We start from the raw sequence: 21,861 nt of genomic DNA, 5'->3' as shown, positions 1-21,861 counted from the left end.
TAGTGAGAAAGATCAGAACTTCTTCTTCACGCTCACAGCCCATTCGCGCGGACGACCGGGCTGGCCGTTGGAGTAACCCTGGCCACCAACCGTCTGGTCATAGATGGTCAGCAGATAATATTCGTCGAGCAGGTTGGTCACTTCGAGCGAGACATCGAGATCCTCATCCGCGTTGCGCCAGGTCAGACGGGCGTTTGCCACGCCATAGGCGTCGATGCGGTTGCTCGAGCGGTTGGCAGAAACCGTATAGACCTTGCTCTGGTACGAGGCGTCGATGCGCGGCGTCAGCGAACCGGAATTGCCCAGATCGATGCGATACTGCGCGCCGATGCTCCACTTCCACTTGGGCGTGTAAGGCGCATAATCGCCAAACTGCGGGCCATTGAGGTTGGTGGGTCCACCGACGGCCACCGTGGAGGTGCCGGACGTGTAGGTCCCGAACTTCTTGTAGTCGAAGTCGATGTAGCTCAGCGATCCATCAAGCGTCATGCCCTCGACCGGGCGGATGGTGATCTCCGCTTCCAGACCCTTGATGTCGGCATCGCCGGCGTTGACGGGAAGCGCGCAAGGCGCACCGAAGCCAGCCCCGGTGATCGCCGTGCAATTGCTGAGGGTAAGCTGGATTCCCTTATACTTGCTGAGGAAGGCCGCGACGTTGAAGCGTACCATGCGATCGAAAAGATCGGTCTTGAACCCAAGCTCGTACGCGCTCAGCGTTTCCGGCCCGAAGGAGAGGGCCTGCTGGACGAAGAACGGACGGGGATTCACGCCGCCCCCTTTGAACCCGGTGGAAAACTGGGCATAGGCCATGATGTCCGGCGTAAAGGCATATTGCACGTTGGCGCGATAGTCGACGCGATTTCCGCTATACTTGCCCACGGTGCCGTTCAGCGGCAACACGCCGTTCGCCGCAAGCGAGGTCGCATCCAGATAAGGCCGCTGGCGGACATAGGTGTAGGTCTTGGACTCCTCGGTATAGCGAATGCCGCCTGTCAGGGTCAGCTGTTCGACCGGGTTCCACGATAGGTGAGCAAAAACAGCCTTGCTGTCTGCGTCTACCGGATCGCTCTGCTGGAACTGCAGGCCAGAGGAGCGCAGATCCTGGAAGGATGTGTAGACCGACTTCTGGTCGCTGTAATAGCCGCCCAGGGTGAAGTTGATCTGGTCGTTGACCTTTCCGTTCAGGCGCAGTTCCTGGCTGAAGAAGCGGAAAGTCAGCGGGCCATAGCCGAGGCTGTGGGCCATCGGCGACACGTCGTTGTCGTTGGAGAAGTTGGACGTGTACTCGCGATAGGCGGTGATCGAGTTAAGCTGGAAATTTGGCGAGATTTCCCAGTCGATCTGTCCGGAGAGACCCCAACCCTTGAAACGCACGCGTCCGTCGCCAGAGGCGGCGCGATAGGTGAGCGGCTGACCCCCGACGAGGATCGGCTGGCCGTTCTGACCGATCGCGGTGTCCGCGGGCATGTCATAGGTCGCGAAGTTGCAGTAATTGCCGCAGATGAAGCGGTTGTCATAGGCCAACTGGTTGGCATTGGCGGTATTGCCGATCGGGAACGGGTTGATGTCCCGCTGTGCGGAGGCGGTCGCATAGTTCTGCGCCGGTGAGGAGCCGGGCGCCGGGGTCAGCGGCAGCGGGTAGCGCGGCGAGGCCACCGTGCCATCCGGATAAGTGCGCAGCAGCAGCACCGAGCCGGCCGCGACGCGATCGTCGTCGGTGTAGTCGCCGATAATATTGATATCGATCGTGTCGCTGGGGCGCAGGCGCAGTTGCGCGCGCGCTGCGATGTAGTTGACCTCTCCTTCCTTGGCGAGCACGCAGTCCGGCCGATTGGTGCGCGCGGGCACACCGCCGACGGGATTGATCAGCTGCGGAGCGCGGGTGGGATTGGCTGCGGTGGCGAAGGCCGGCGTGAAGGTCGCCGTGCCGCCAGCGGGATACATACAGCCAAAGTCGAGCCGATCGACATAGCCTTCCTGCTTCTTGGCGACGCCGGCAATGCGCATGTCAACGCCCTGTGCCAGATTGAAGTCGGCACTGCCGCGCAGATCGATGCGGTTGCGGCTGCCATAGGCTGCGGCGACATAGCCGGTGTTCGTGCCTTCCGGCTTCTGCGAATAGAGCTTCACCGCGCCGCCGATAGAGTTACGGCCAGCCAGCGTGCCTTGGGGGCCGCGCAGCACTTCCACGCGATCGAGGTCGAGCAGGTCGAGGATCGAGCCGGTGAGCGTGGCGTAATAGACGTCGTCCACATAGAAACCGACGCCCGGTTCGACCGCCGGGTTGAAATCAAATTGTCCGACACCGCGGATGTTAGCGCCGAGCGATGGGCCGAAGGCAGCGCCCTGTGGCTTGAGTGTCACAGAGGGGGCCTGGTTGGCGACCTGGCTGATATCGGTCTGGCTGCGTGCCTCCAGCATCGCCGCATTCACGGCGGTGATAGCGATAGGCGTATCCTGCAGATTTTGCTCGCGAAACTGTGCGGTGACGATGATGTCGCCGTCACTCGCGGCCTGCGTATTGCCCGCCTGCGGCGCGGCATCCTGAGCAAAAGCATTGGTCGACGAGATCAGCGCGATCGCGGACGACAAGAGCGCAAAACGGAACTTTCTCATGACATCTCCCCTGTGTGTAATTTATTTTGTCCTACTATAATTGGGATATCTAAGGATGCGAAGCGCAAAATCGGGACTGGCCGTTTCTTTCGTCCGACCGGTCGAGGGACCCTGATCGGGCAGACCGCCGCCAAATTACGGCAGGCAAAGGCATTTGCCTTCTCCGATGGTGCACGCGGACTTGTTTCATGATGCACGGGCGCAACAGTGGCTGCACTGTAAGCGGCTTGACTTGGAAGCGGTCTCACGAAACAATCTCTCGCAAAGAGATAATGCGGGCGGCCGGTCCCAAGAGGGATGCGAGCGGCCCGGACATGAGGACGGGAGAGGGCAGTGGGCGCAGCGCGCAGAGTCTCGACTGAGGACATCCCAGACCGCGACCGGCTGGGGTTCTGGAATGCCGGCGCCGCGGCGATCGGCGGGGTAGAAGCCGACCGGATCGAGGACCACGCCTTTCAGGGCGTCGTCGTCCGGCGGGCGCTCGGCGAGGCCAAGGTCTTTCGGCTCGACACATCCCCGCATCGCGCGGCGTGGACGCGGCGCCTGATTGCCGCAGGTGAAGGCGATCCGCATGTCCGCATCTGGTTTCAGCACCGCGGCTCGACAATCGTCTCGACCCGCCATGGCGAACATATCGTGCGGGCCGGGCAATGGTCTGTGAGCGACGGGCGATATCCCTATGTGGCGACGCATCTGGAAGCCTCGCGCAAGCTGGCGCTGCAACTACCGCTCGGCCGGCTGGCGCGCCATGAGCAGGACGCAATTGCCCGACTGCCCGGTGCGCTGCAGGTCGGGGGCGGTATCGCACGGATGCTGCAGGCCTGCCTGCATAGCGCGATTACCACCACCGCCGAGACGGACGACCGGCTCGATGCCGATCTTGGCGAGACGATGGTCGATTTCATGCGCATGCTGCTGCACGAGCAGCGGCTGGGCAGCGACGTGGCGCCGATGCGCGAACTCACCCAGGACCGCATCCGTGCGTTTGTGCGGCGGAACGTCGGCAATCCCGCTCTATCCGTGGATATGATCGCCCAGGCGATGAAGTGCTCGAAGCGCTATGTGCACAAGGTCTTCAATGGCGACGAGACGATCAGCGAGTATATCTGGGGAACGCGGCTTGAAAGCTGCCGCGCCGCGCTGGCGTCGCCCAAGGCGGCGCAGACGACGCTGACGCAGATCGCCTTCGAGAACGGCTTTAGCAGTTCCGCGCATTTCAGCCGCGCCTTCCGCGAAAAATTCGGCACCGCGCCCAAGGCGTACCGCGCGCAGATGCTGGATGCCGGTTCACGCACGGACAAAACGCGCATGTCCGCCCCGACAAGCGCGGGGACGTGACGATGCTAGGCTGACAGCCGATCGAGTGGAGGGTGTGATGCGGTTGGTTCTGGCGCGTGTGGGAGCATTGATGATGATGGCGATGTCGAGTGGCGCGGTGCAGGCCGAGGCTGGCTGCGACAAAGCCTGCCTGGAAGAGATTATGGGGCAATATCGGGCGGCCTATCTCGCCCATGATGTCTCGGCTGCGCCCTTTGCCGATCATGTGCGCTTCACGGAAAACAATATCGAGATGGCGTTTCCCGATGCGAGTTGGGATACTGTGACGGAGGAAGTCGGCACGGCGCTGACGCTCTCCGACCCGCAGACCGGGCAGGCCGCTGCGTTCATGGCCATCAACCAGAGCGAAATTCCCGGCTATCTCGCCGTCCGGCTGAAGATCGAGAACCGGAAGATTACCGAGGTCGAGCATATGCTCTCGACCAAGCGCAACCTGAGCTCGCCGCCGACGCCGTTTGCGGAGCCCAAGGATTTCATGCGCCCCGCCGACCGTGCAGCGCCGGTCCCTCAGGCGCGCCGCAATAGCCGTGAGGAATTGTTGAGCCTGGGCGACGGCTACTTCCAGACGCTGGAGAATAACATCGGCGAAATCCGCAACACGCGCTTTGCGCCCGATGCGATCCGCTACGAAAACGGCATGATCTTCGGCGACATCGAGAAGGATTTCCGACTGGGTCGCTATGCCTTCAACAATAAGGTCAGGCGGGTGCCGATCCTCGTCGATGAGGAGCGGGGCATTTCCTTGTTCCGCGGCTTCATCGATCACAAGGGCGTTCTGGCCGATTACACCCTGACCGACGGCACGCCGCGTCGATCCATCTTCCGTGAGCCGCATAGCTGGGCGCTGCTGGAAATGTTCAAGATCCAGGGCGGCATGATTACCGGGGTGGAAGCCACGTTCATCACGGCGCCCTATAATGCGACGTCGCCCTGGGGGCCGGGCAACGGGAAGTAGGCGCGGACCTAAGAGGCGTATCGAAGCATCGTTTCGAAGGGCCGACCCTTCGATACGCCGCTTCGACAAGCTCAGCGGCTACTCAGGACGAACGGGTAGAATGTCCTTACGGTCCCCGCGTGCCTAGCCTTCCACCAGATCGCCCATGATCTCGCGCGCGAGCCCGCCTGCGTCGGGCTCCACGCGGCACGACTGGTCGAACAGCATCGTCGCGCGGGTGCTCCGCTGATAGGCGGGCCAGTGCGGCAATCCGCTCGCTTGATCATTGGGATCGCCATTGGTGGCGAAGGCAACCCAGGCGCTGCTCATCTTGGCCGCGAGCGTGGTCGGGGCATCGCCTTCACCCAGCAGTGCTCGGGCGGACTGCGGCGTATTCAGAATGAACGGCGTCTCCATGGTGTGAAGGGCGCCCAGCTTCCCGCCGAGCGCGGGGCTCTGATAATCGAGCCGGTACATGAAGGCGGGCGCGCCTTCCTTGCGCTCGGCCTGCGCGATGATCGGTGCCTGGATGGAATAGTCGCTGAACACCTGGAGGAAGAGCCGGCTCGGCGTGGCCTCGGGATAGGCCTGCCGGTAGCGGCTGAGGACTCTGCCGGTGCGGTCGCCGAGAAACGCCTGGGAGCGGGCCTCGAGGCCGGCCTCGTCCAGCGTGAAGGCGCCGGGATCATTGCCCCAGAAGAAGCTCATTTCCTGCGCGTTGCAGCCGATGAGCATGGGGATGGCGTTGGTGAGCGGCGCCGCGCGGGGCGAGAAGGGGTGTTGCGGGAGCAACAGCGGATCGAGCACCGGCGCGAAACAGGGCAGATGCGTGAAGTTGCGCGGCTTCAAATCGTCCGCCACCGCATGATAGCCTGCAAGCAGGGTCTGCACGGGCAGGGTGAGCAGGCTCTGCCAGTTGTCGCGCGGGATGTTCAACCGGTGCAGCAGCCGGTCCGTCGCGGCCGCCGCACCGTCCCGCTCCATGAAGCGCAGCGCCGGGCCGCTCTGCACGCCGGCACGGTGGATTAGGCCCTGTGCGGCGGGGCTGCTCATCAGGAAGCTGGTCTTCATTCCGCCGCCGGAGGTGCCGAACACCATGATGCGCGCCGGGTCGCCGCCGAAATTCTCGATATTGTCGCGGATCCAGCCGAGCGCGGCGATAATGTCCTGCATCCCTGCATTGCCGGCGTGCGCGAATTCGTCGCTCTCCGTCAGGCCGGCGAGGTGGGTGTAGCCAAAGGCATTGAGGCGATGGTTGAGGCTGACGAATACGACATCGCCGCGCGCCGCGAGCTTGCTGCCGTCCACCGCCGAGCCTGAGCCGCCATAAAAGAAGCCGCCATGAAGCGAGACCATCACCGGGCGCTTGCCGCCATCGCGCAGGCCGCTGGTCCAGATGTTCAGGAATAGGCAGTCCTCCGATTCCGGGACCGGCGGGGGTGCGGGCGGCGCATTGGCCGGGCGCGGCAGTTGCGCAAGGATGACATAAGGCGGGCCGGGCGGCGGATTGGGGTTGGATTGCGGTGCGCTGGCCCCGAATGCGAGCGCATCGGTAATGCCCGTCCAGCCCTCCGGCGCGACGGGCGGGCGGAAGCGCTCGGCCCGCGCATAGCGAATGCCGCGAAACGCCATCACATCGCCTTCGAGGCGGCCGCGCAGGCGCCCATATTGCGTGTCGGCAATCGGTTCGGATGATGTCATCGCAAAAGCCTTTGGCAGAATGATGGCGGGAGCGGTCGTGGCAGCAAAGACGGCTTTCAATGCCGTTCGTCTGCTGACGCCGGGGTGAGCGGGCATGGCAGGCTCCTCTGGTTCGCCTCATTCTAGGAACTCCGGCCCGCTCGCAATTTGCGGACAGGGAACTCTTGTTCGTCTGCCGGTGAACTGGGCGCTCGAAGATCGCCCCCGCGCGCGCATGAGGGTCGACAGGGCGCATTGCTCGCGCCAAGGCTGGAGCGGACATGAGCGAGGCGGCGGTGGAACGAACAGAGCAACTGAAAGAGAGGGGCTTCCAGTTGGCCGGGCTGGAGCACACCTTCGGCTTTTTGCTCCATGCGGCCTGGCGCGATGCCTCGACGACGTTCAACCGCTTCTTCGCCGGCACGGACATGACGCCGAGCGCTTATTCCGTTCTCCTGCTGATCCACAGCAACCCCGGTTGCGCGCCCGGCGACCTCTCGGAGATCATGGGCATCACCTCCAACAATATGACGCGCCTTCTCGACGATCTGGTCAAGCGCGGCTTCGTGGCGCGGGAGGTGAGCGAAGCGGATCGGCGCGTGCGCCTGCTGCGGATGACGGCGGCGGGTACGGATTTCTTGGCCGAGGTGCGGCGTTGCCACGATGCCTATGAGGCGCATTTCGATGCGCGCATCGGGCAGGAGCGGATCGCCCAGCTTTGCGAGCTCTTGCGCCGGTTCGGCTGACCGCCTGCTGCCGGACGTGGCGCAAGGCGGTTTGGCCACCCGCGGCTTGTTCCCGGCAATGCAAAGCACGATGCGTCGCCAGTAAAGCCCCGCGGGGCCGGCCCTTCTAACGATCATGTGCAATTGCAGGAGAGCAGCACGTGTCGGTGGAGTCGGACAATCGGGAGCATCGTCCCCGGTTGGCGCATGAACTGGGGCTTCTGGCCAGCCGCCGCCAGATGTTGCGCGGGGCGTGCGTGGGCGCCTTGCTGATCGGCGCGGGCGGCTCCGCCGTGCTGGCGCGCGCGAGCGGAACCACCCGGATGGACGCAGTGCTGTCCTTCCATTCCAACGAACCGTGGCTGGACCGCACCGGCCGCGCCGCGCCCTGGCACCCGCCGCAGGGGTGCCGCAGCGGCGAGGGCCTGGAGCCGCTGTCCGACGAGATGCTGCGCAGAGTGAATTGTTATGTCTGAACGGGTCTGCCGAGATGTGCGGCGGCCCTTGACCGGAGGTTCAAGTGGTCGATTTTTCTTCTGATCCGGCCAAGCGCGGCTTCTTTTCCCCGCAGCGCTATGATGCCGAGATTCTCGAGTGCGAGGTGCAGGGCACACTGCCCGCCGATCTGGTGGGCACCTTCGTGCGCCTGGGGGGCGAATGGTATTATCCGCCGAGCAAGCCGGACGATGCGATGCTGCATACCGACGGTTATGTCAGCACCTTCCGGTTCAAGGATGGGCGCGTCTCCTACAAAGGCAAGTTCGTCCGCACGCCGCGCTTCCAGGCCAATCTCAAGGCGGGCCGGCAACTCTTTGGCTATTATCGCAATCGCTTTACCGACGATCCCAGCGTGCAGGGTATCGACGGCACCGTGTCCAACACCACCCCGCTGGTGCATGGCGGCAAGCTGTTCACGCTCAAGGAGGATTCGCTGCCCCAGCAGATCGATCCGGTGACGCTGGACACGATCGGCGCGTGGGATTTCGACGGCAAGTACAAGAGCCAGACCTTCACGGCGCATCCCAAGATCGACCCGTTCACCGGCGAGATGATCGCTTATGGCTATGAGGCGACGGGGCCGGCCTCCAGGGACGTGTTCGTCTACGCGATGGACAAGGCGGGCCGGGTGACGCGCGAGACCCGGTTCGAGGTGCCCTATGTCTCGGTGATGCATGACATTGCCTTGACCGAGAAGCACATCCTCTTCCCGTTCGGTGGTTATGTCACCAGCATGGAGCGCTTGCGCGAAGGTAAGGTTCACTGGGGGTGGGACCGCAGCAAGGACAGCTACATCGGCATCATGCCGCGCGATGGCGAGGGCAAGGACATCCGCTGGTTCAAAGGCCCGGAACGGTGCATGATGCACACGTTCAACGCGCAGACCATCGGCAACAAGGTCGTGCTCTACGCCCCCTTCTACGATTCCAATTTCTTCCCCTTCTTCCCCAATGTCGATGGCTCCCCCTGGGACCCGACGCGGGCCAAGGCCTATGTCCGCCGCCTGACGTTCGATCTCAATTCCAAGAAGGATAGCTGGGAGGAGGAGATCCTGTTCCCGCTGCCCATCGGCGATCTGGGGCGGATCGATCCGCGTTATCTGACGCAGGAGAACCGCTACTGCTTCACGGGCTTCACCGACCCCACGCGCCCGTTCGACGAGGCGCGGGCAGGCAATCTGCGCGGGCGCGTGACGAACAGCTATGCCCGGTTCGACCTGCATACAAACAAAGTCGACCGCTATTTCCCCGGCGATACGCACAGCCTGCAGGAGTGCTGCTTCATTCCTCGTAATGCCGACGCGCCGGAGGGCGATGGCTATCTGATCGGTACGGCCTCCAATTATGCAGAGATGCGCTCCGAGCTGATCATCGCCGATGCGCAGCGGTTGGAAGAGGGCGACATCGCCCGCGTGATCCTGCCGTTCCGCGCAGGTCCGCAAGTCCACGGCATCTGGGTGCGGCCGGACGAACTGGCGCCCTTTCCAAAAGCAGGAGGCATCGATGCGTGATGAGACCGAGGCCCTTGAGGCTGCAAAAACAGGAGGAGAGAGATATGGCCATGACGAGACTGCGGTGCCTGGCTTTGACGGCCGTAGCGATGGGGCTGGCCATGACCGGTAATGCCCAGGCTCAGAGCCTTTCGGCCGAAGACTATGCGGTCGCGCGCGCCGAAATCGTCAACCTGTCGAACCGGCTCATGATCGCGTCCGACGCGCGGGATGCCGAGACCTATGCCGAGAGCTTCGCCAGTGATGGCGTGCTGGACTGGATTGGCGGGGTGGAACATGGCCGCGAAGCGATCCGCAAGGCCATCGAGGAGTGGCGCGCCCAGATCGCGAAAAAGGCGACGATTCCAGCGGACGCCAAGTCGCAGCCACGCACCCGCCATTATGTGCTCAACCACGACATCACGGTGAACCCGGACGGCAAGACCGCGTCGGGCCGCGTGTATTGGTTCGCGCTCACGAACAATACGCCGCAGACGGATGTGCAGGTGCTCTACTTCGGCCATGTCATCGAGGATTATGTGAAGGAAGACGGCAAATGGCTGTTTTCCAAGCGCGCGGTGTTCAACGAATCCCGCCACAATCGGGCGCTGTTCTACCCCGAGCTGGGCGAGAAGGACCCGCGGCAATCGGACTGACCGGCTGTGTTGTCCTCGCGCGATGTCCGCAGGGGCAGCCATCGCTGGCCTTGCGTGCCCTCGGCGCGTCTGGCACGGGCGGCTGGACGGTCTGCCCGTCCAGCCACACCCGCCTGATCCGGATGCCTCGCCTGTCATGAGCCTGCGTCTTGCCATTTTCGATTGCGATGGAACGCTGGTCGACAGCCAGCACAGCATCATCGAGGCCATGGATGGCGCGTTTCGCGCGGTGTCGCTGGTGCCGCCCGACCGCCAGCAGTGCCTTTCGGTGGTGGGCCTCTCCTTGCCTTATGCGATTGCCCGGCTGGTGCCCGATGGCTCCGACGCGCTGCGCGACGAAATTTGCGACCATTATAAGCTGCGCTTCCAGCATCTGCGCGCCTCCGGTGGGCTGCGCGAGCCGCTGTACCCGGGCATTGCCGACCTGCTGGATCGGCTCGAAGCGCAGGGCTGGCTGCTCGCCATCGCCACCGGCAAATCGGAGCGGGGCTTGCGGCTGCTGCTCGAACATCATGGCATGTCGAAGCGCTTCGTTTCGTTGCAGACGGCGGATCGCAATCCCTCCAAGCCGGACCCGGCGATGATCGGGGCGGCGCTTGCCGAGGCGGGCGTCGAGCGGGCCAGCGCTGTCATGATCGGCGATACCAGCTTCGATATGCTGATGGCGCGGGCGGCCGGGGTCCAGGCGCTGGGCGTCGCCTGGGGCTATCATCGCGCCGAAGAGCTGATCGAAGCCGGTGCTGCATCCGTGGCCATGGACAGTGCCGAGCTGGCGCGCCATATCGGCCTTTCATGACAGAGACGACACCCAACAGCGCCGGTCCGGACCCGTTCGATGCCGCAGCGCAGGCCCGCCGTGCGGCCGCAGCCAAGCAGCGCTTTTACGCGATCGGCCTGTTCCGGCTGTCCGGCGCGTTCATCCTGCTGTTCGGCATGGCAATCTCGCTGGAGCGGTTCGATTGGGTGCAGGGTGACAAGGCCAAGTGGATGGGCGTGATCGTTTCCACCGTCGGCTTCATCCAGTTTCTCATTGTGCCCCGGATGCTGGCGCGCGCGTTCGCGACGCCGAAGGACAAAGGCTAAGCCCCGACATGAAGCGGTTCTGGACTTCCGCGCAGGCAATTGCGAGCGAGGACGGCTGGTCGATCGGGCTGGACGGGCGGGCGGTGCGCACCCCTGCGCGCGCGCTGCTGATCGTGCCCGGTGCGGCGCTGGCGCAGGCGATTGCGGAGGAATGGAACGGGCAGGGCGAGGAGATCGACCCCGCAACCATGCCGATGACCGGCTTTGCCAATGCGACGATCGACCGCGTGCTGCCGGCGCTGGGCGACTTTCGCGGGCAGGTGGCCGCTTATGCCGAAAGCGATCTGCTCTGCTACCGCGCCGATGGACCGCAGACGCTGATCGCGCGGCAGGAAGCCCAATGGCAGCCCTTGCTCGACTGGGCTGGCGAGCGCTTTGGCATCGCCTTCGTCGTCACGCAGGGCATCATCCCGGTGGATCAGCCCGCGCTGACATTGGCTGGCCTACGCGCCGCCGTCGAAGCGCTCGATCCCTGGCTGCTCGCAGGCTTTGCCACGCTCGTGCAGATCAGCGGCACGCTGGTGGGTTCGCTCGCGCTGATGGAAGGCAGGCTGTCGGCGGAGGATCTGTTCGCGGCGGCGAGCCTGGACGAGGCCTGGCAGGCCGAGCAATGGGGCGAGGATGCCGAAGAGGGCGCGCGGCTTGCACGTCGTCGCGCTGATTTCCTCAACGCGGCGCGCTATTGCGCGCTGGCGGCCGAGCGCTGAGCGTTCCCTTGCTCCGCGATTTGGTCTAGGGCGCGAACCATGACGCAAGCCGCTCTCGAAATTCAGGATCTCTGCAAGACCTACAAGGGCGGCAAGCGCGCTCTGGACGGCGTGAACCTCACCGTGCCGCGCGGCAGCATCTACGGCCTGCTGGGCCCCAATGGCGCCGGCAAGTCGACGATGATCAACATCCTCGCCGGGCTGGTCAACAAGACCAGCGGTACGGCGCGGATCTGGGGGTTCGATATCGACAAGGATGCGCGCAACGCGCGGCTCTCGATCGGCATCGTCAATCAGGAAATCCTGTTCGATCCCTTCTTCACGCCGCTGGAAACGCTGGAAAATCAGGCCGGCTATTATGGCGTGCCCAAGGCGGAGCGGCGCTCGATGGACCTGCTGCGCGCGGTGCATCTTGAGGACAAGGCATCGGCTTATTCGCGCACGCTGTCGGGCGGCATGAAGCGGCGGCTGATGGTCGCCAAGGCGATGGTCCATGCCCCGCCAATCCTCGTGCTGGACGAGCCAACGGCAGGCGTGGACATCGAGCTTCGCCAGCAGCTCTGGTCCTATGTCCGCTCGCTCAATGCGCAGGGCGTGACTATCGTGCTCACCACCCATTATCTGGAGGAAGCCGAGGAGCTGTGCGATCGCATCGCGATCATCAATCATGGGCGACTGATCGCGGACAAGCCGACGCGCCAGCTGGTCGGCATGGCGCGGGAAAAGGTGGTGGAAGTCACCGTCGACCGCGACCTCGGCACGCTGCCCGCGCATGACCGGTTCGAGCGGGTCGAGCGGTCCGAAGCGCGGAGCCTCAAGATCACCTATCTCAAGGACAAGGCCACGGCGGGCGATGTGCTCAATGTCGTACAGGCGCAGGGCTACAGCATCGTGGACGTCTCCACGCATGATCCTGACCTTGAAGACGTCTTCCTGACTCTCACCCGCGCGGACGGTTGAAGAAATCTCTCATGCGTCAGACATGATGCGCAAAATGAAGGCCGCCGATTTGCACCGGCGGCCTTTCATGTGTTCAGACTGAGCGGGGCTCAGGCGAAGCTGGTCGAAACCCGACGGCGACGCAGCTGCATGCCGGCGAGCGCGAAGCCGCCGATCATGAGAGCCCAGGTCGCCGGCTCGGGAACCGCAGCCATCGACACATTGTCGACCACGAAGTCGGCGGCCGTGCTGCCGTCACCGAAGAAGTTGAACTTCAGATTGGCAGGGCCGCTGTTCGTCGCGGTGAACTGCGTGGTGAAGGTGTACCAGGTCTGCGGCGTGGTGCCGCTCACGCTGCCCGCCGTGAGGCTCAGCCCAGCCGGCACGTCGTCGATCAGGAACTGGAGCGAGGCGTCGAACGGGTTGCCATAGCCATTCAGCGGCACGAAATAGTCGAACGACAGATAGTAGCTCACGCCGGCAACCACGTTCACGCTCTGCGAGAGCGAGTCAGGGTTGGCCGTGTCGGACGAGAAATAGGCGCCATAGGTGCCGCCGCCAGCCGGGGCGGGAATGGATTCGCCATAGGCACCGGTCGGGTAGCCCGAGCCCTGACCATAAGCGATCACGACCGGAGCCGTGCCGCCGCCGACATTGCTCAACGACCAGCCGCTGAAGCTGCCCGACTCGAATCCACCATTGGTGACGAGATTGGCCGCCATGGCGGGGCCAGTCAGGGCGAGCGCGACAGCCGTCCCCAGAAAATAAAGTGATTTCATGATCTTTTCTCCCACACGCAAACGCACAAGGCGTCACACGACGCTTTGTACTCCATTTCGCGATATATTTCCTCTTCGTTAACTATCTTCCCTTGAGTTTCCGCCGAATAATCGGAAAGATCGTTCTCGATCAGTCTATTACGAGCTGCCGCATTGCAAAGCGCCGCGCGCAGGCTAGGACACGGCATTGCGCGCCATTCCACCACGCGGCCGCTCGGGACTTTGTGCATGACCATCTCCACGCATGACATCATCATCATCGGATCGGGCGCGGCCGGCCTGACCGCCGCCATTAACCTGGCGCAGACCCACAGGGTGCTGGTGCTTGCCAAGGGCGCGCTCGATTCCGGATCGACCAACTGGGCGCAGGGCGGCATTGCTGCGGTGCTCGATGGCGGGGACAGCTTTGCGGCGCATGTCGAGGATACCATGGTCGCCGGCGCGGGGCTGAACGACCGGGCGACGGTGGAGTTCGTCGTATCGGAGGCACCTGCCGCGATCGAGAGGCTGGCGGCGCTGGGCGTGCCGTTCAACGCGGGCGAGGCCTTTGGCGAGCGCTGGCATCTCACGCGCGAGGGCGGGCATTCGCACCGCCGCATCGTGCATGTCGATGATGCGACCGGCCATGCGGTGCAGGTCGCGCTGATGGCGGCCGCGCGCGCCAATCCCAACATCACCCTGATGGAGAATATGGTCGCGATCGACCTCATCACCTCCCGTCATGGCGAGCGCTATTCCGGCGATGGCCGGGTGTGGGGCGTCTATGCGCTCGACAGCAAGGCCGGGCGCGTGGAAGCCTTTGTGGGTCGGGCGACGATCCTCGCGACTGGCGGGGCAGGCCGCACCTATTTGTTCTCGACTGCACCGCGTGGCGCGACCGGGGACGGGATTGCCATGGCCTGGCGGGCCGGCTGCCGTGTCTCCAACATGGAGATGATGCAGTTCCATCCCACTTGCCTTTACAATCTGGAGGTCAAGAACTTCCTGATTACCGAGGCGATGCGGGGCGAGGGCGGCAAGCTCAAACTGCCCGCCGGCGTGCCCGGTGGCGGTGAGCGGTTCATGGACCGGTTCGATCCGCGCGGTGAACTCGCGCCGCGCGATGTCGTGGCCCGCGCCATCGACCATGAAATCAAGCGGCTGGGGCTGGATTATGTCCATCTCGACATCAGCCACCAGCCGCCCGAGTTCATCAAGGAGCATTTCCCGACCATTTATGCGCGGCTGCTGAGTCTCGGCATCGACATCACCAAGGAGCCGATTCCGGTGGTGCCGGCGCAGCATTACACCTGCGGCGGCGTGGTGATCGATCTTGATGGCCGCACCGACCTGCCAGGCCTGTATGCAGCGGGTGAGGTGACGGAAAGCGGCCTGCATGGCGCCAATCGCCTGGCCTCCAACTCGCTGCTCGAATGCTTCGTGTTCGGCGAGGCGGCTGCCAATCACATCCGCGCGACATGGGCCGATCTGCCCGCCCCGCCGCCGATCCGGGCGTGGGACGAAAGCCGTGTGACGGACAGCGACGAGGAAGTCGTCGTGACCCATAACTGGAAGGAAATCCGGCGGTTCATGTGGGATTATGTCGGCATCGTCCGCTCGACCAAGCGGCTGGAGCGGGCGCAGCACCGCGCCGACCTGCTCGCGCGCGAAGTCGATGACTATTACGGCAATTTCCGCGTGACGTCCGACCTTATCGAGCTGCGCAACCTGCTCGAAGTCGCCCGGCTGATCATTCGCAGCGCGCTCAAGCGCAAGGAGAGCCGCGGCCTGCATTACACGCTCGATCACCCCGACATGCTGCCGGAGGCTGTCGACACGGTGCTGGTGCCCTGACGTCAGAATGAGCAAAAAAAGGGCGCGATGGCCAGGCCGTCGCGCCCTGAGGTTCTGACTAGGAGGGAAAACAGCAGAGCTGCCTTCAACGCTTCGACTGCGGATCGTCGCGTCACGATGTTTATGGGCGATGCCGGCAGTGCGCGCTTTGACAGAGATCAAACCGTTGCGATTTGCAATAATTAGGGCAGCGCTTGTTCCCGCGACATCCTCACTTTGTCGCAAAAGGGATTCGGTACACCGCAACTGATCGCTTCGTTCTGGAATTATGCGCAGGGCTCGGTCAGTATATCCCTATGTTCGGCAAGGAAGATTTCAGCGCGTGAGGCAGGGTCTGGGGCCATTGTCGGCGGCGCTCGCGGTGCTTGCATTGGCGAGTTCGTGCACCGCCATTCCGTCATCGACACATCCAAGCGCGCGGATCGCGGCGCCGGCGCAGCCCGCCGTCCGCTACGCGCCGCCGCGCGAAGTGGTGCAGCCGGTCCCGCAGCAGGCCGCCGTTCAGCGGGTGCAGCGCGGCGGCACGGTGAGCGCGCCTTGGCTGCCCAATCGCAATGCCGTTCCCACGCCGCGCGTGCCGGTCACAGCGGCGCCGCCCGCGCTGGTTGCCAGCATTCAGGCGCTCGGGCGCCAGTTCAATGGCAAGGTCGGCATCGCGGTGCAGAGCGTGGATGCGGGGTGGACCGTCTCGCACAACGGCGATCTGCTGTTCCCGCAGCAGAGCGTCTCCAAGCTGTGGGTGGCGATGACCATGCTCGATGCCGTGGACCGCGGCAAGCTGACGCTGGACCGGGATGTCACCATTCGCCCGTCCGACCTGACGCTCTTCCATCAGCCCATCGCGGCGCTGGTGAACAGCGAGCAGGGTTATACCACCTCGCTGCGCAGCCTGTTCGAGCGGGCGATGACGCAGAGTGACAATACCGCGAACGATTCGGTTTTGCGCACCGTTGGCGGGCCGGAAGCCGTGCGCAGCTATCTGGCGCGGCGGTTTATCGGAACGGACAGCATCAGGTTCGGCCCCGGCGAGCGGCTGTTGCAGAGCCAGACGGCCGGGCTGACCTGGTCGCAGAACATGTCCGCCGGGCGGAACTTCTATGCGGCGCGGTCCAACCTGCCCCGCTCCGTGCGCGAGCGCGCGCTCGACAGCTATCTGGCCGATCCGCCTGATGGCGCCGCGCCGCTGGCCATCGTGGGGGCGCTGGCACGACTCCAGAAAGGCGAGATGCTCTCGCCATCTTCGACGCAAATCCTGCTGGCGACGATGGAGCGCGCCAAGACCGGTCCGCAACGGATCAAGGCCGGCGTTCCGGCGGGCTGGACCTATCTCCACAAGACCGGCACCGGGCAGGATCTGGCGCCGCGTTCGACCGGCTATAATGATGTCGGCATCATGACCGCGCCGGATGGCTCGAGCTATGCGATTGCGGTGATGATCGGCGAGACAACGGTGGGCATTCCACAGCGCTGGGAGCTGATGCAGGCGGTCTCCCGTGCGGTCGGCACGCTGCATCAGGGCGGCGCCCGCTACAGCGCCGCGCGCTGACCATAGCTTTCGTTTAGGAAATGCCGCTAAGAGCGGGGCGGGGCGGCGTCGACCGCGCCGGCCCATGATGCCTTATCGGAACCGACATGCCTGCCACTTCTCCTTCCGATCTCGCGATCGTCATCGTCAATTACCGGACGGCGGATTATGTCATCCGCTGCGTGGACTCGCTCGTTGCGGAACGAGCACAGGCAGGGCCGTTCGAGGTCATCGTGGTTGACGGTGGCTCGGCTGACGGGTCGGCAGAAAAACTCACCGAGCATTTCGCTCAACCTGAGTGGAACGATTGGGTCACGGTGCTGCCGCTGGAGCGCAATGGCGGCTTTGGCTGGGCCAATAATCAGGCGATGTTGCGCCTGCTCCAGCGCCCCGCGCCGCCGGCCTTCATTCATGTGCTGAATCCAGACACGCTGGTCCAGCCCGGCGCGATCACGGCCTTGCTGGAGGCCATGCGCGCGCGCCCGCGCGCCGGGGCCGTTTGCAGTCGCCTGTTGGAGCCGGATGGCGCGCTGGCCGGCTCCGCCTTTCGCTTCCCGACGCCGGGCCGGGAGTTCGTCCGGGGGTGCGGCATGGCCAAGCTCGGAACGATGCTCGGCATTGCGCCGACTTTGGTCGAGGGTGACGCGCCTGTCATGGCAGACTGGCTCACCGGTGCCAGCGTCCTGTTTCGTAGTGCGGCCCTTCGAGAGACCGGATTGTTCGACGACGGCTTTTTCCTGTATTTCGAGGAAGTCGAACTGATGCACCGCATGGGCCGCGCGGGCTGGGAGATGTGGTTCGTGCCGGGCAGCCGCGTGATCCATATTGCCGGGGCCGCCACGGGCGTCGCGAGCGGGGCGCAGGTCGCGGTGCGGCCCTATCCGGCTTATCGTTTCGAGGCGCGGCGGCGTTATTTTGTGCGCACCGGCGGCGTTGCGCGGCTGTTCAGTGCCAACCTTGCGTGGCTTGCCGGGCGGGCGCTGGCGCTCGCCTTGCGCCCGTTGCGTGGGCCGAGGGCCGATGCCGTTCCGCAGGAGGTGTCGATGACCTTGCGGCATGGCTTCTGGCCCAAGCGGGCGGATGGGCGCGCCTCCATCCCCCGGTGGGACGAGCCGGCGGACCGTGCGCCGGGCTGGACCGCGCCATGAGCGTCGTGGCGCCGCGCACGGGCATCGTGGCGATTGGCCGGAACGAAGGCGAGCGCTTGAAGCGCTGCCTCAGAAGCGCGCCGGCTGATTGTCCGGTGATCTATGTCGATTCGGGTTCGACGGATGGCAGCATCGCCTTCGCGCAGAGCCTCGGCATTGGCGTGGTGGAGCTGGATGTCGCGACGCCTTTCACTGCGGCGCGTGCGCGCAATGCCGGATGGCGGCGCCTGCTGGCGGATCATCCCACGCTCGATTTCGTTCAATTCGTCGATGGCGATTGCGAACTTGCGCCGGACTGGATCGGTCGGGCCGAACAGGCGCTGGATGCCGAGCCGGGACTGTGCGCGGTCTTCGGGCGGCGTCGCGAGCGCTTCCCCGCTGCCAGCTTCTACAACGCGCTGTGCGACGATGAATGGAATGTCCCCGTTGGGCTGGTCGAGGCCTGTGGGGGCGATGTGCTGTTCCGCGTGGCGGCGCTGTCGCAAGCCGATGGCTATGACGGCAGCCTGATTGCCGGCGAAGAGCCTGACCTTTGCCTGCGTCTTGGTGGGATGGGCTGGCAGGTGCGGCGGATCGACGCGGAAATGACGCTGCACGATGCCGACATTCACCATGCGCGCCAACAATGGCTGCGTGCGCGCCGGGCCGGCTATGCCTTTGCCGAGCATGTCGCGCGTCATGGCGATGCGGCATTTCCGAGCTGGCGCCGCCAGCGCAACAGCATCCTGCTGTGGGGCGGTATGATCCCGCTCCTCATCCTGGGCGCGATCCTGCTCGGGCTGGTATCGGGCGTTGCGCCGTTGATCTGGGCTGCGCTTGCGATGCTGCTGATGTATCCCGCTCAGGTCGTACGGATCGCGGCCCGCAAGCGCGCGGCGGGGTCGCCCCTGCGCTTCGCCATGGGCTATGGTCTGTGGATGATGCTCGGCAAGTTCGCGCAATTCGGCGGCTTGGCGCGCTATCATCTGCGCGCGCGGGGGGGAGGGCCTGCCCGGCTTATCGAATATAAGGGCGCAGAAGGGAGTGCGCGGCCATGAGCTTCAAAGACATGTGTCAGCTCGTGCGCGAGGATTATGCGGCGCATGGGCGCGAATGGACCCGGCCGGGTTTCCGCACCTTGTTCTGGCACCGGTTCGGCAACTGGCGGATGACGGTGCGCTCCAAGCTGCTGCGGGCGCCGCTGAGCATGATCTATCGCTGGGGCTATCGGCATTGCCGCAATGTCTATGGCATCGAGATTCCCTATACCGCGACGATCGGCCGGGGCGTGATCGTCGAGCATCAGGGCGGTATCGTGGTGCACGGGGCCAGCATCATTGGCGATGGCTCGATCATTCGGCAGAACTGCACGCTGGGCTTGCGGTCCTTGCAACGGCTTGATGAAGCCCCGATTATCGGGCGGAATGTGAACATCGGCGCCGGTGCCGTGATCATGGGGCGCGTGACGATTGGCGATGGCGCCGCCATCGGCGCGAACGCGGTGGTGATGACGGATGTGCCCCCCGGTGCCCTCGCGGTCGGTGTCCCGGCGGTAGTGAAGGTCCGCTAGGCGCTTTTCTTGCCAACCAGTCCGCACACAGCTATAGCCACCCCCTGACGATGGCGGCCTCGCACGGGCCGCCTTTTTCTGTTTGAAAAGCCGTGCGAGGAAGGAAGAGTAGTCTTATGTCTATCACCCCGCTCATGCCCGTTTATCCCCGGTGCGATGTGCGTCCGGTGCGAGGCGAGGGCTGCTATCTGATCGGCGAGCGCGGCGAGCGTTATCTGGATTTTGCCAGCGGCATTGCGGTCAACGCGCTGGGCCATGGCCATCCGCACCTGGTGAAAGCGATTTCCGAGCAGGCTGCGACGCTCATGCACGTCTCCAACCTCTACGGCTCGCCGCAGGGTGAGGCGTTTGCGCAGCGCATTGTCGAGAACAGCTTTGCCGATACGGTGTTCTTCACGAACAGCGGCGCGGAAGCGGTGGAATGCGCGATCAAGACCGCGCGGCGCTATCACTTCGCCAATGGCAACCCGCAGCGGCACAAGCTGATCACGTTCAAGAACGCCTTTCACGGGCGGACTTTGGGCACGATCAGCGCCACCGACCAGCCGAAGATGCGCGACGGGTTCGAGCCGCTTCTGCCCGGCTTCGATTATGTCGCGTTCAACGATCTGGAGACGGCGCTCTCCAAGATCGACGATGAGACCGCCGGCTTCCTCGTGGAGACGGTGCAGGGCGAGGGCGGGCTGACCGCCGGGAAGCCCGAGTTCATCAAGGGCCTGCGCGAGGCGGCGGACAAGCACGGGCTGCTGCTGGTGCTCGATGAAGTGCAGTGTGGCTATGGCCGCACCGGCAAGTTCTTCGCGCATGAGCATTACGGCGTGAAGCCCGACGTGATGGCCGTGGCCAAGGGCATTGGCGGCGGCTTTCCGCTCGGCGCCTGCCTTGCGACGGAAGAAGCCGCCAAGGGCATGGTGTTCGGCACCCATGGCAGCACCTATGGCGGCAATCCGTTGGCGATGGCGGCGGGCATGGCGGTGCTGGACGTGCTGCTCGAGCCGGGCTTCCTGGAGCAGGTCGCGGCAACCGGCGAGCGGCTGCGCGGCGCGCTTGAGCAGCTCATCCCCAATCATGACGATGTCTTCGAGGAAGTGCGGGGCCTCGGCTTGATGCTCGGCGTGAAGCTCAAGCCGCAGGTGGAGGCACGCAACTTCGTGGCGCATCTGCGCGACAATCATGGCCTGCTGACCGTGTCGGCTGGCGAGAATGTCGTGCGCATCCTGCCGCCGCTGGTGATCGAGCAGAGTCACATCGACGAAGCGATCGCCAAGCTTTCGGCGGGGGCCGCCAGCATCAAGGCAGAGGCGAACGCATCATGATCCGGCATTTCCGCAATCTCACGGATGCAGGCGGCGACGCGCTCGCGGCCATTCTCAACGATGCGATGGACCGCAAGGCGGCGCGTACGGGCATGCCCAAGGGCGCTGTCGACAAGGACGCGCCGCTGGCGGGCCACACGCTCGCCATGATCTTCGAGAAGAACTCGACGCGTACGCGTGTCAGCTTCGACATGGCGATCCGCCAGCTCGGCGGTTCGTCGCTGATCCTGGACAGCGGCACGACCCAACTCGGTCGTGGCGAAACGGTGGCGGATACCGCCCGGGTGCTGAGCCGCATGGTCGATCTGATCATGATCCGTACCGACGATCACGCCAAGATCGAGGAAATGGCGCATCATGCGACCGTTCCGGTGATTAATGGCCTGACCGACCTCTCGCATCCCTGCCAGATCATGGCCGATCTGTTGACTGTCATCGAGCATGGCCTTGCCTTGCCGGGTAGCCAGTGGGCTTGGCTGGGTGATGGCAATAATGTGCTGCACTCGATCATCGAGGCGGCCGGGCTGTTCAAGTTCGATGTGCGCATCGGCGTGCCGGAAGGGTTCGATCCCGATCCGCGCTTTGCCGAGGCGGCGCGGGCTGGGGGTGCGACCATCACGCTCACTCGCGATGCGGTGGAGGCGGCCAGCGGCGCGGACGTCGTGGTGACCGACACATGGATTTCCATGGGTCAGGCCGGCGGCGAGGCCAAGTTGCGCGCGATGATGCCCTATCAGGTGACGCCCGCGCTGATGGCCCGTGCCAAGCCCGACGCCAAGTTCCTGCACTGCCTTCCCGCCCATCGCGGGGAAGAGGTGCTGGAAGAGGTGATTGATGGTCCGCAGTCGCTGATCTGGGATGAGGCCGAAAACCGCCTCCACGCCCAGAAGTCGGTGCTGCTCTGGGCGGCGGGCCTGATTGGCTAGGACCAGCCGCCATTCATCGCTGGCGGCCATCATTTGAATGTTGGTCGGTGCTATACCAGACACAGGACATCCGGCGCCGTGCCGGAGTCACGCAGGGTATGCCGGGGCGCCCAACTCGCG

The 21,861-nt window shown here is 64.4% G+C and carries 20 protein-coding genes; 17 read left to right on the top strand and 3 right to left on the bottom strand.

Going from position 1 to position 21,861, the window contains the following annotated elements; translation table 11 throughout:
- Positions 1-12: 12 nt before the first annotated feature.
- Positions 13-2,616 carry a TonB-dependent receptor gene (locus tag M2337_RS16655; RefSeq protein ID WP_181560454.1) on the bottom strand — a complete coding sequence of 868 codons (2,604 nt, stop codon included), beginning with the start codon at positions 2,614-2,616 and terminating at the stop codon, positions 13-15.
- Positions 2,617-2,949: 333 nt separating this feature from the next.
- Here M2337_RS16655 and M2337_RS16650 point away from each other — a divergent pair, with 333 nt between their 5' ends.
- Entirely contained in the window at positions 2,950-3,954 is a 1,005-nt protein-coding gene (locus M2337_RS16650; protein WP_264571141.1) for a helix-turn-helix domain-containing protein, read from the top strand.
- 37 nt (positions 3,955-3,991) lie between these two features.
- Positions 3,992-4,909 (top strand): hypothetical protein, encoded by a 918-nt coding sequence (locus M2337_RS16645; RefSeq protein ID WP_264571140.1) that lies wholly within the window; start codon positions 3,992-3,994, stop codon positions 4,907-4,909.
- 123 nt (positions 4,910-5,032) lie between these two features.
- On the opposite strand, the gene M2337_RS16640 is transcribed toward M2337_RS16645, so the two are convergent.
- Positions 5,033-6,589, bottom strand: a complete 1,557-nt coding sequence (locus M2337_RS16640; protein WP_264571139.1) for a carboxylesterase/lipase family protein — start codon at positions 6,587-6,589, stop codon at positions 5,033-5,035.
- A 260-nt stretch (positions 6,590-6,849) separates the two neighbouring features.
- On the opposite strand from M2337_RS16640, the gene M2337_RS16635 reads away from it, so the two are divergent.
- From M2337_RS16635 to M2337_RS16600, 8 genes are all read left to right on the top strand, one after another.
- Entirely contained in the window at positions 6,850-7,314 is a 465-nt protein-coding gene (locus tag M2337_RS16635) for a MarR family winged helix-turn-helix transcriptional regulator (RefSeq protein ID WP_264571138.1), read from the top strand.
- A gap of 146 nt (positions 7,315-7,460) precedes the next feature.
- Positions 7,461-7,769, top strand: a complete 309-nt coding sequence (locus tag M2337_RS16630; RefSeq protein WP_264571137.1) for a hypothetical protein — start codon at positions 7,461-7,463, stop codon at positions 7,767-7,769.
- A 44-nt stretch (positions 7,770-7,813) separates the two neighbouring features.
- Positions 7,814-9,301 carry a carotenoid oxygenase family protein gene (locus M2337_RS16625; protein ID WP_264571136.1) on the top strand — a complete coding sequence of 496 codons (1,488 nt, stop codon included), beginning with the start codon at positions 7,814-7,816 and terminating at the stop codon, positions 9,299-9,301.
- A 44-nt stretch (positions 9,302-9,345) separates the two neighbouring features.
- Positions 9,346-9,936, top strand: coding sequence for a nuclear transport factor 2 family protein (locus M2337_RS16620; protein ID WP_264571135.1), 591 nt, complete (start codon positions 9,346-9,348; stop codon positions 9,934-9,936).
- 136 nt (positions 9,937-10,072) lie between these two features.
- Positions 10,073-10,732: an HAD-IA family hydrolase gene (locus tag M2337_RS16615; RefSeq protein ID WP_264571134.1), complete on the top strand. Its 660-nt coding sequence runs from the start codon at positions 10,073-10,075 to the stop codon at positions 10,730-10,732.
- On the top strand, positions 10,729-11,019 hold the full coding sequence (locus tag M2337_RS16610) for a purine permease (RefSeq protein WP_264571133.1): 291 nt from the start codon (positions 10,729-10,731) through the stop codon (positions 11,017-11,019). Before M2337_RS16615 ends, M2337_RS16610 begins: the two co-directional genes overlap by 4 nt.
- Before the next feature lie 8 nt (positions 11,020-11,027).
- On the top strand, positions 11,028-11,726 hold the full coding sequence (locus M2337_RS16605) for an ATP12 family chaperone protein (RefSeq protein ID WP_264571132.1): 699 nt from the start codon (positions 11,028-11,030) through the stop codon (positions 11,724-11,726).
- A gap of 39 nt (positions 11,727-11,765) precedes the next feature.
- Positions 11,766-12,686 (top strand): ABC transporter ATP-binding protein, encoded by a 921-nt coding sequence (locus M2337_RS16600; protein ID WP_264571131.1) that lies wholly within the window; start codon positions 11,766-11,768, stop codon positions 12,684-12,686.
- 89 nt (positions 12,687-12,775) lie between these two features.
- Here the strand turns inward: M2337_RS16600 and M2337_RS16595 are convergent, their stop codons facing one another.
- Entirely contained in the window at positions 12,776-13,444 is a 669-nt protein-coding gene (locus M2337_RS16595; RefSeq protein ID WP_264571130.1) for a PEPxxWA-CTERM sorting domain-containing protein, read from the bottom strand.
- A gap of 228 nt (positions 13,445-13,672) precedes the next feature.
- On the opposite strand from M2337_RS16595, the gene nadB reads away from it, so the two are divergent.
- The 7 genes from nadB (at position 13,673) to argF (ending at position 21,741) form a co-directional block, all read left to right on the top strand.
- Complete coding sequence (nadB, locus tag M2337_RS16590; protein ID WP_264571129.1) at positions 13,673-15,277, top strand: L-aspartate oxidase; 1,605 nt, start codon at positions 13,673-13,675, stop codon at positions 15,275-15,277.
- A gap of 322 nt (positions 15,278-15,599) precedes the next feature.
- On the top strand, positions 15,600-16,823 hold the full coding sequence (locus tag M2337_RS16585) for a class A beta-lactamase-related serine hydrolase (protein ID WP_264571128.1): 1,224 nt from the start codon (positions 15,600-15,602) through the stop codon (positions 16,821-16,823).
- An 86-nt stretch (positions 16,824-16,909) separates the two neighbouring features.
- On the top strand, positions 16,910-17,950 hold the full coding sequence (locus M2337_RS16580) for a glycosyltransferase family 2 protein (RefSeq protein ID WP_264571127.1): 1,041 nt from the start codon (positions 16,910-16,912) through the stop codon (positions 17,948-17,950).
- Entirely contained in the window at positions 17,947-18,987 is a 1,041-nt protein-coding gene (locus M2337_RS16575; RefSeq protein ID WP_264571126.1) for a glycosyltransferase family 2 protein, read from the top strand. The genes M2337_RS16580 and M2337_RS16575 overlap by 4 nt, the downstream gene beginning before the upstream one ends.
- A complete protein-coding gene (locus M2337_RS16570; protein WP_264571125.1) occupies positions 18,984-19,499 on the top strand; it encodes a serine O-acetyltransferase in 516 nt (171 codons plus the stop codon). The genes M2337_RS16575 and M2337_RS16570 overlap by 4 nt, the downstream gene beginning before the upstream one ends.
- Before the next feature lie 116 nt (positions 19,500-19,615).
- Complete coding sequence (locus M2337_RS16565; RefSeq protein ID WP_264571124.1) at positions 19,616-20,815, top strand: aspartate aminotransferase family protein; 1,200 nt, start codon at positions 19,616-19,618, stop codon at positions 20,813-20,815.
- The gene (argF, locus tag M2337_RS16560; protein WP_264571123.1) at positions 20,812-21,741 is read left to right on the top strand and encodes an ornithine carbamoyltransferase; all 930 of its coding nucleotides are present in this window, start codon (positions 20,812-20,814) and stop codon (positions 21,739-21,741) included. The genes M2337_RS16565 and argF overlap by 4 nt, the downstream gene beginning before the upstream one ends.
- Positions 21,742-21,861: the final 120 nt, after the last annotated feature.

This window comes from Sphingobium sp. B2D3A, from assembly GCF_025961795.1.
Classification (GTDB): domain Bacteria; phylum Pseudomonadota; class Alphaproteobacteria; order Sphingomonadales; family Sphingomonadaceae; genus Sphingobium.
Note: the sequence above shows the minus strand (reverse complement) of the source record. Positions and strands in the feature narration are given on the sequence as shown.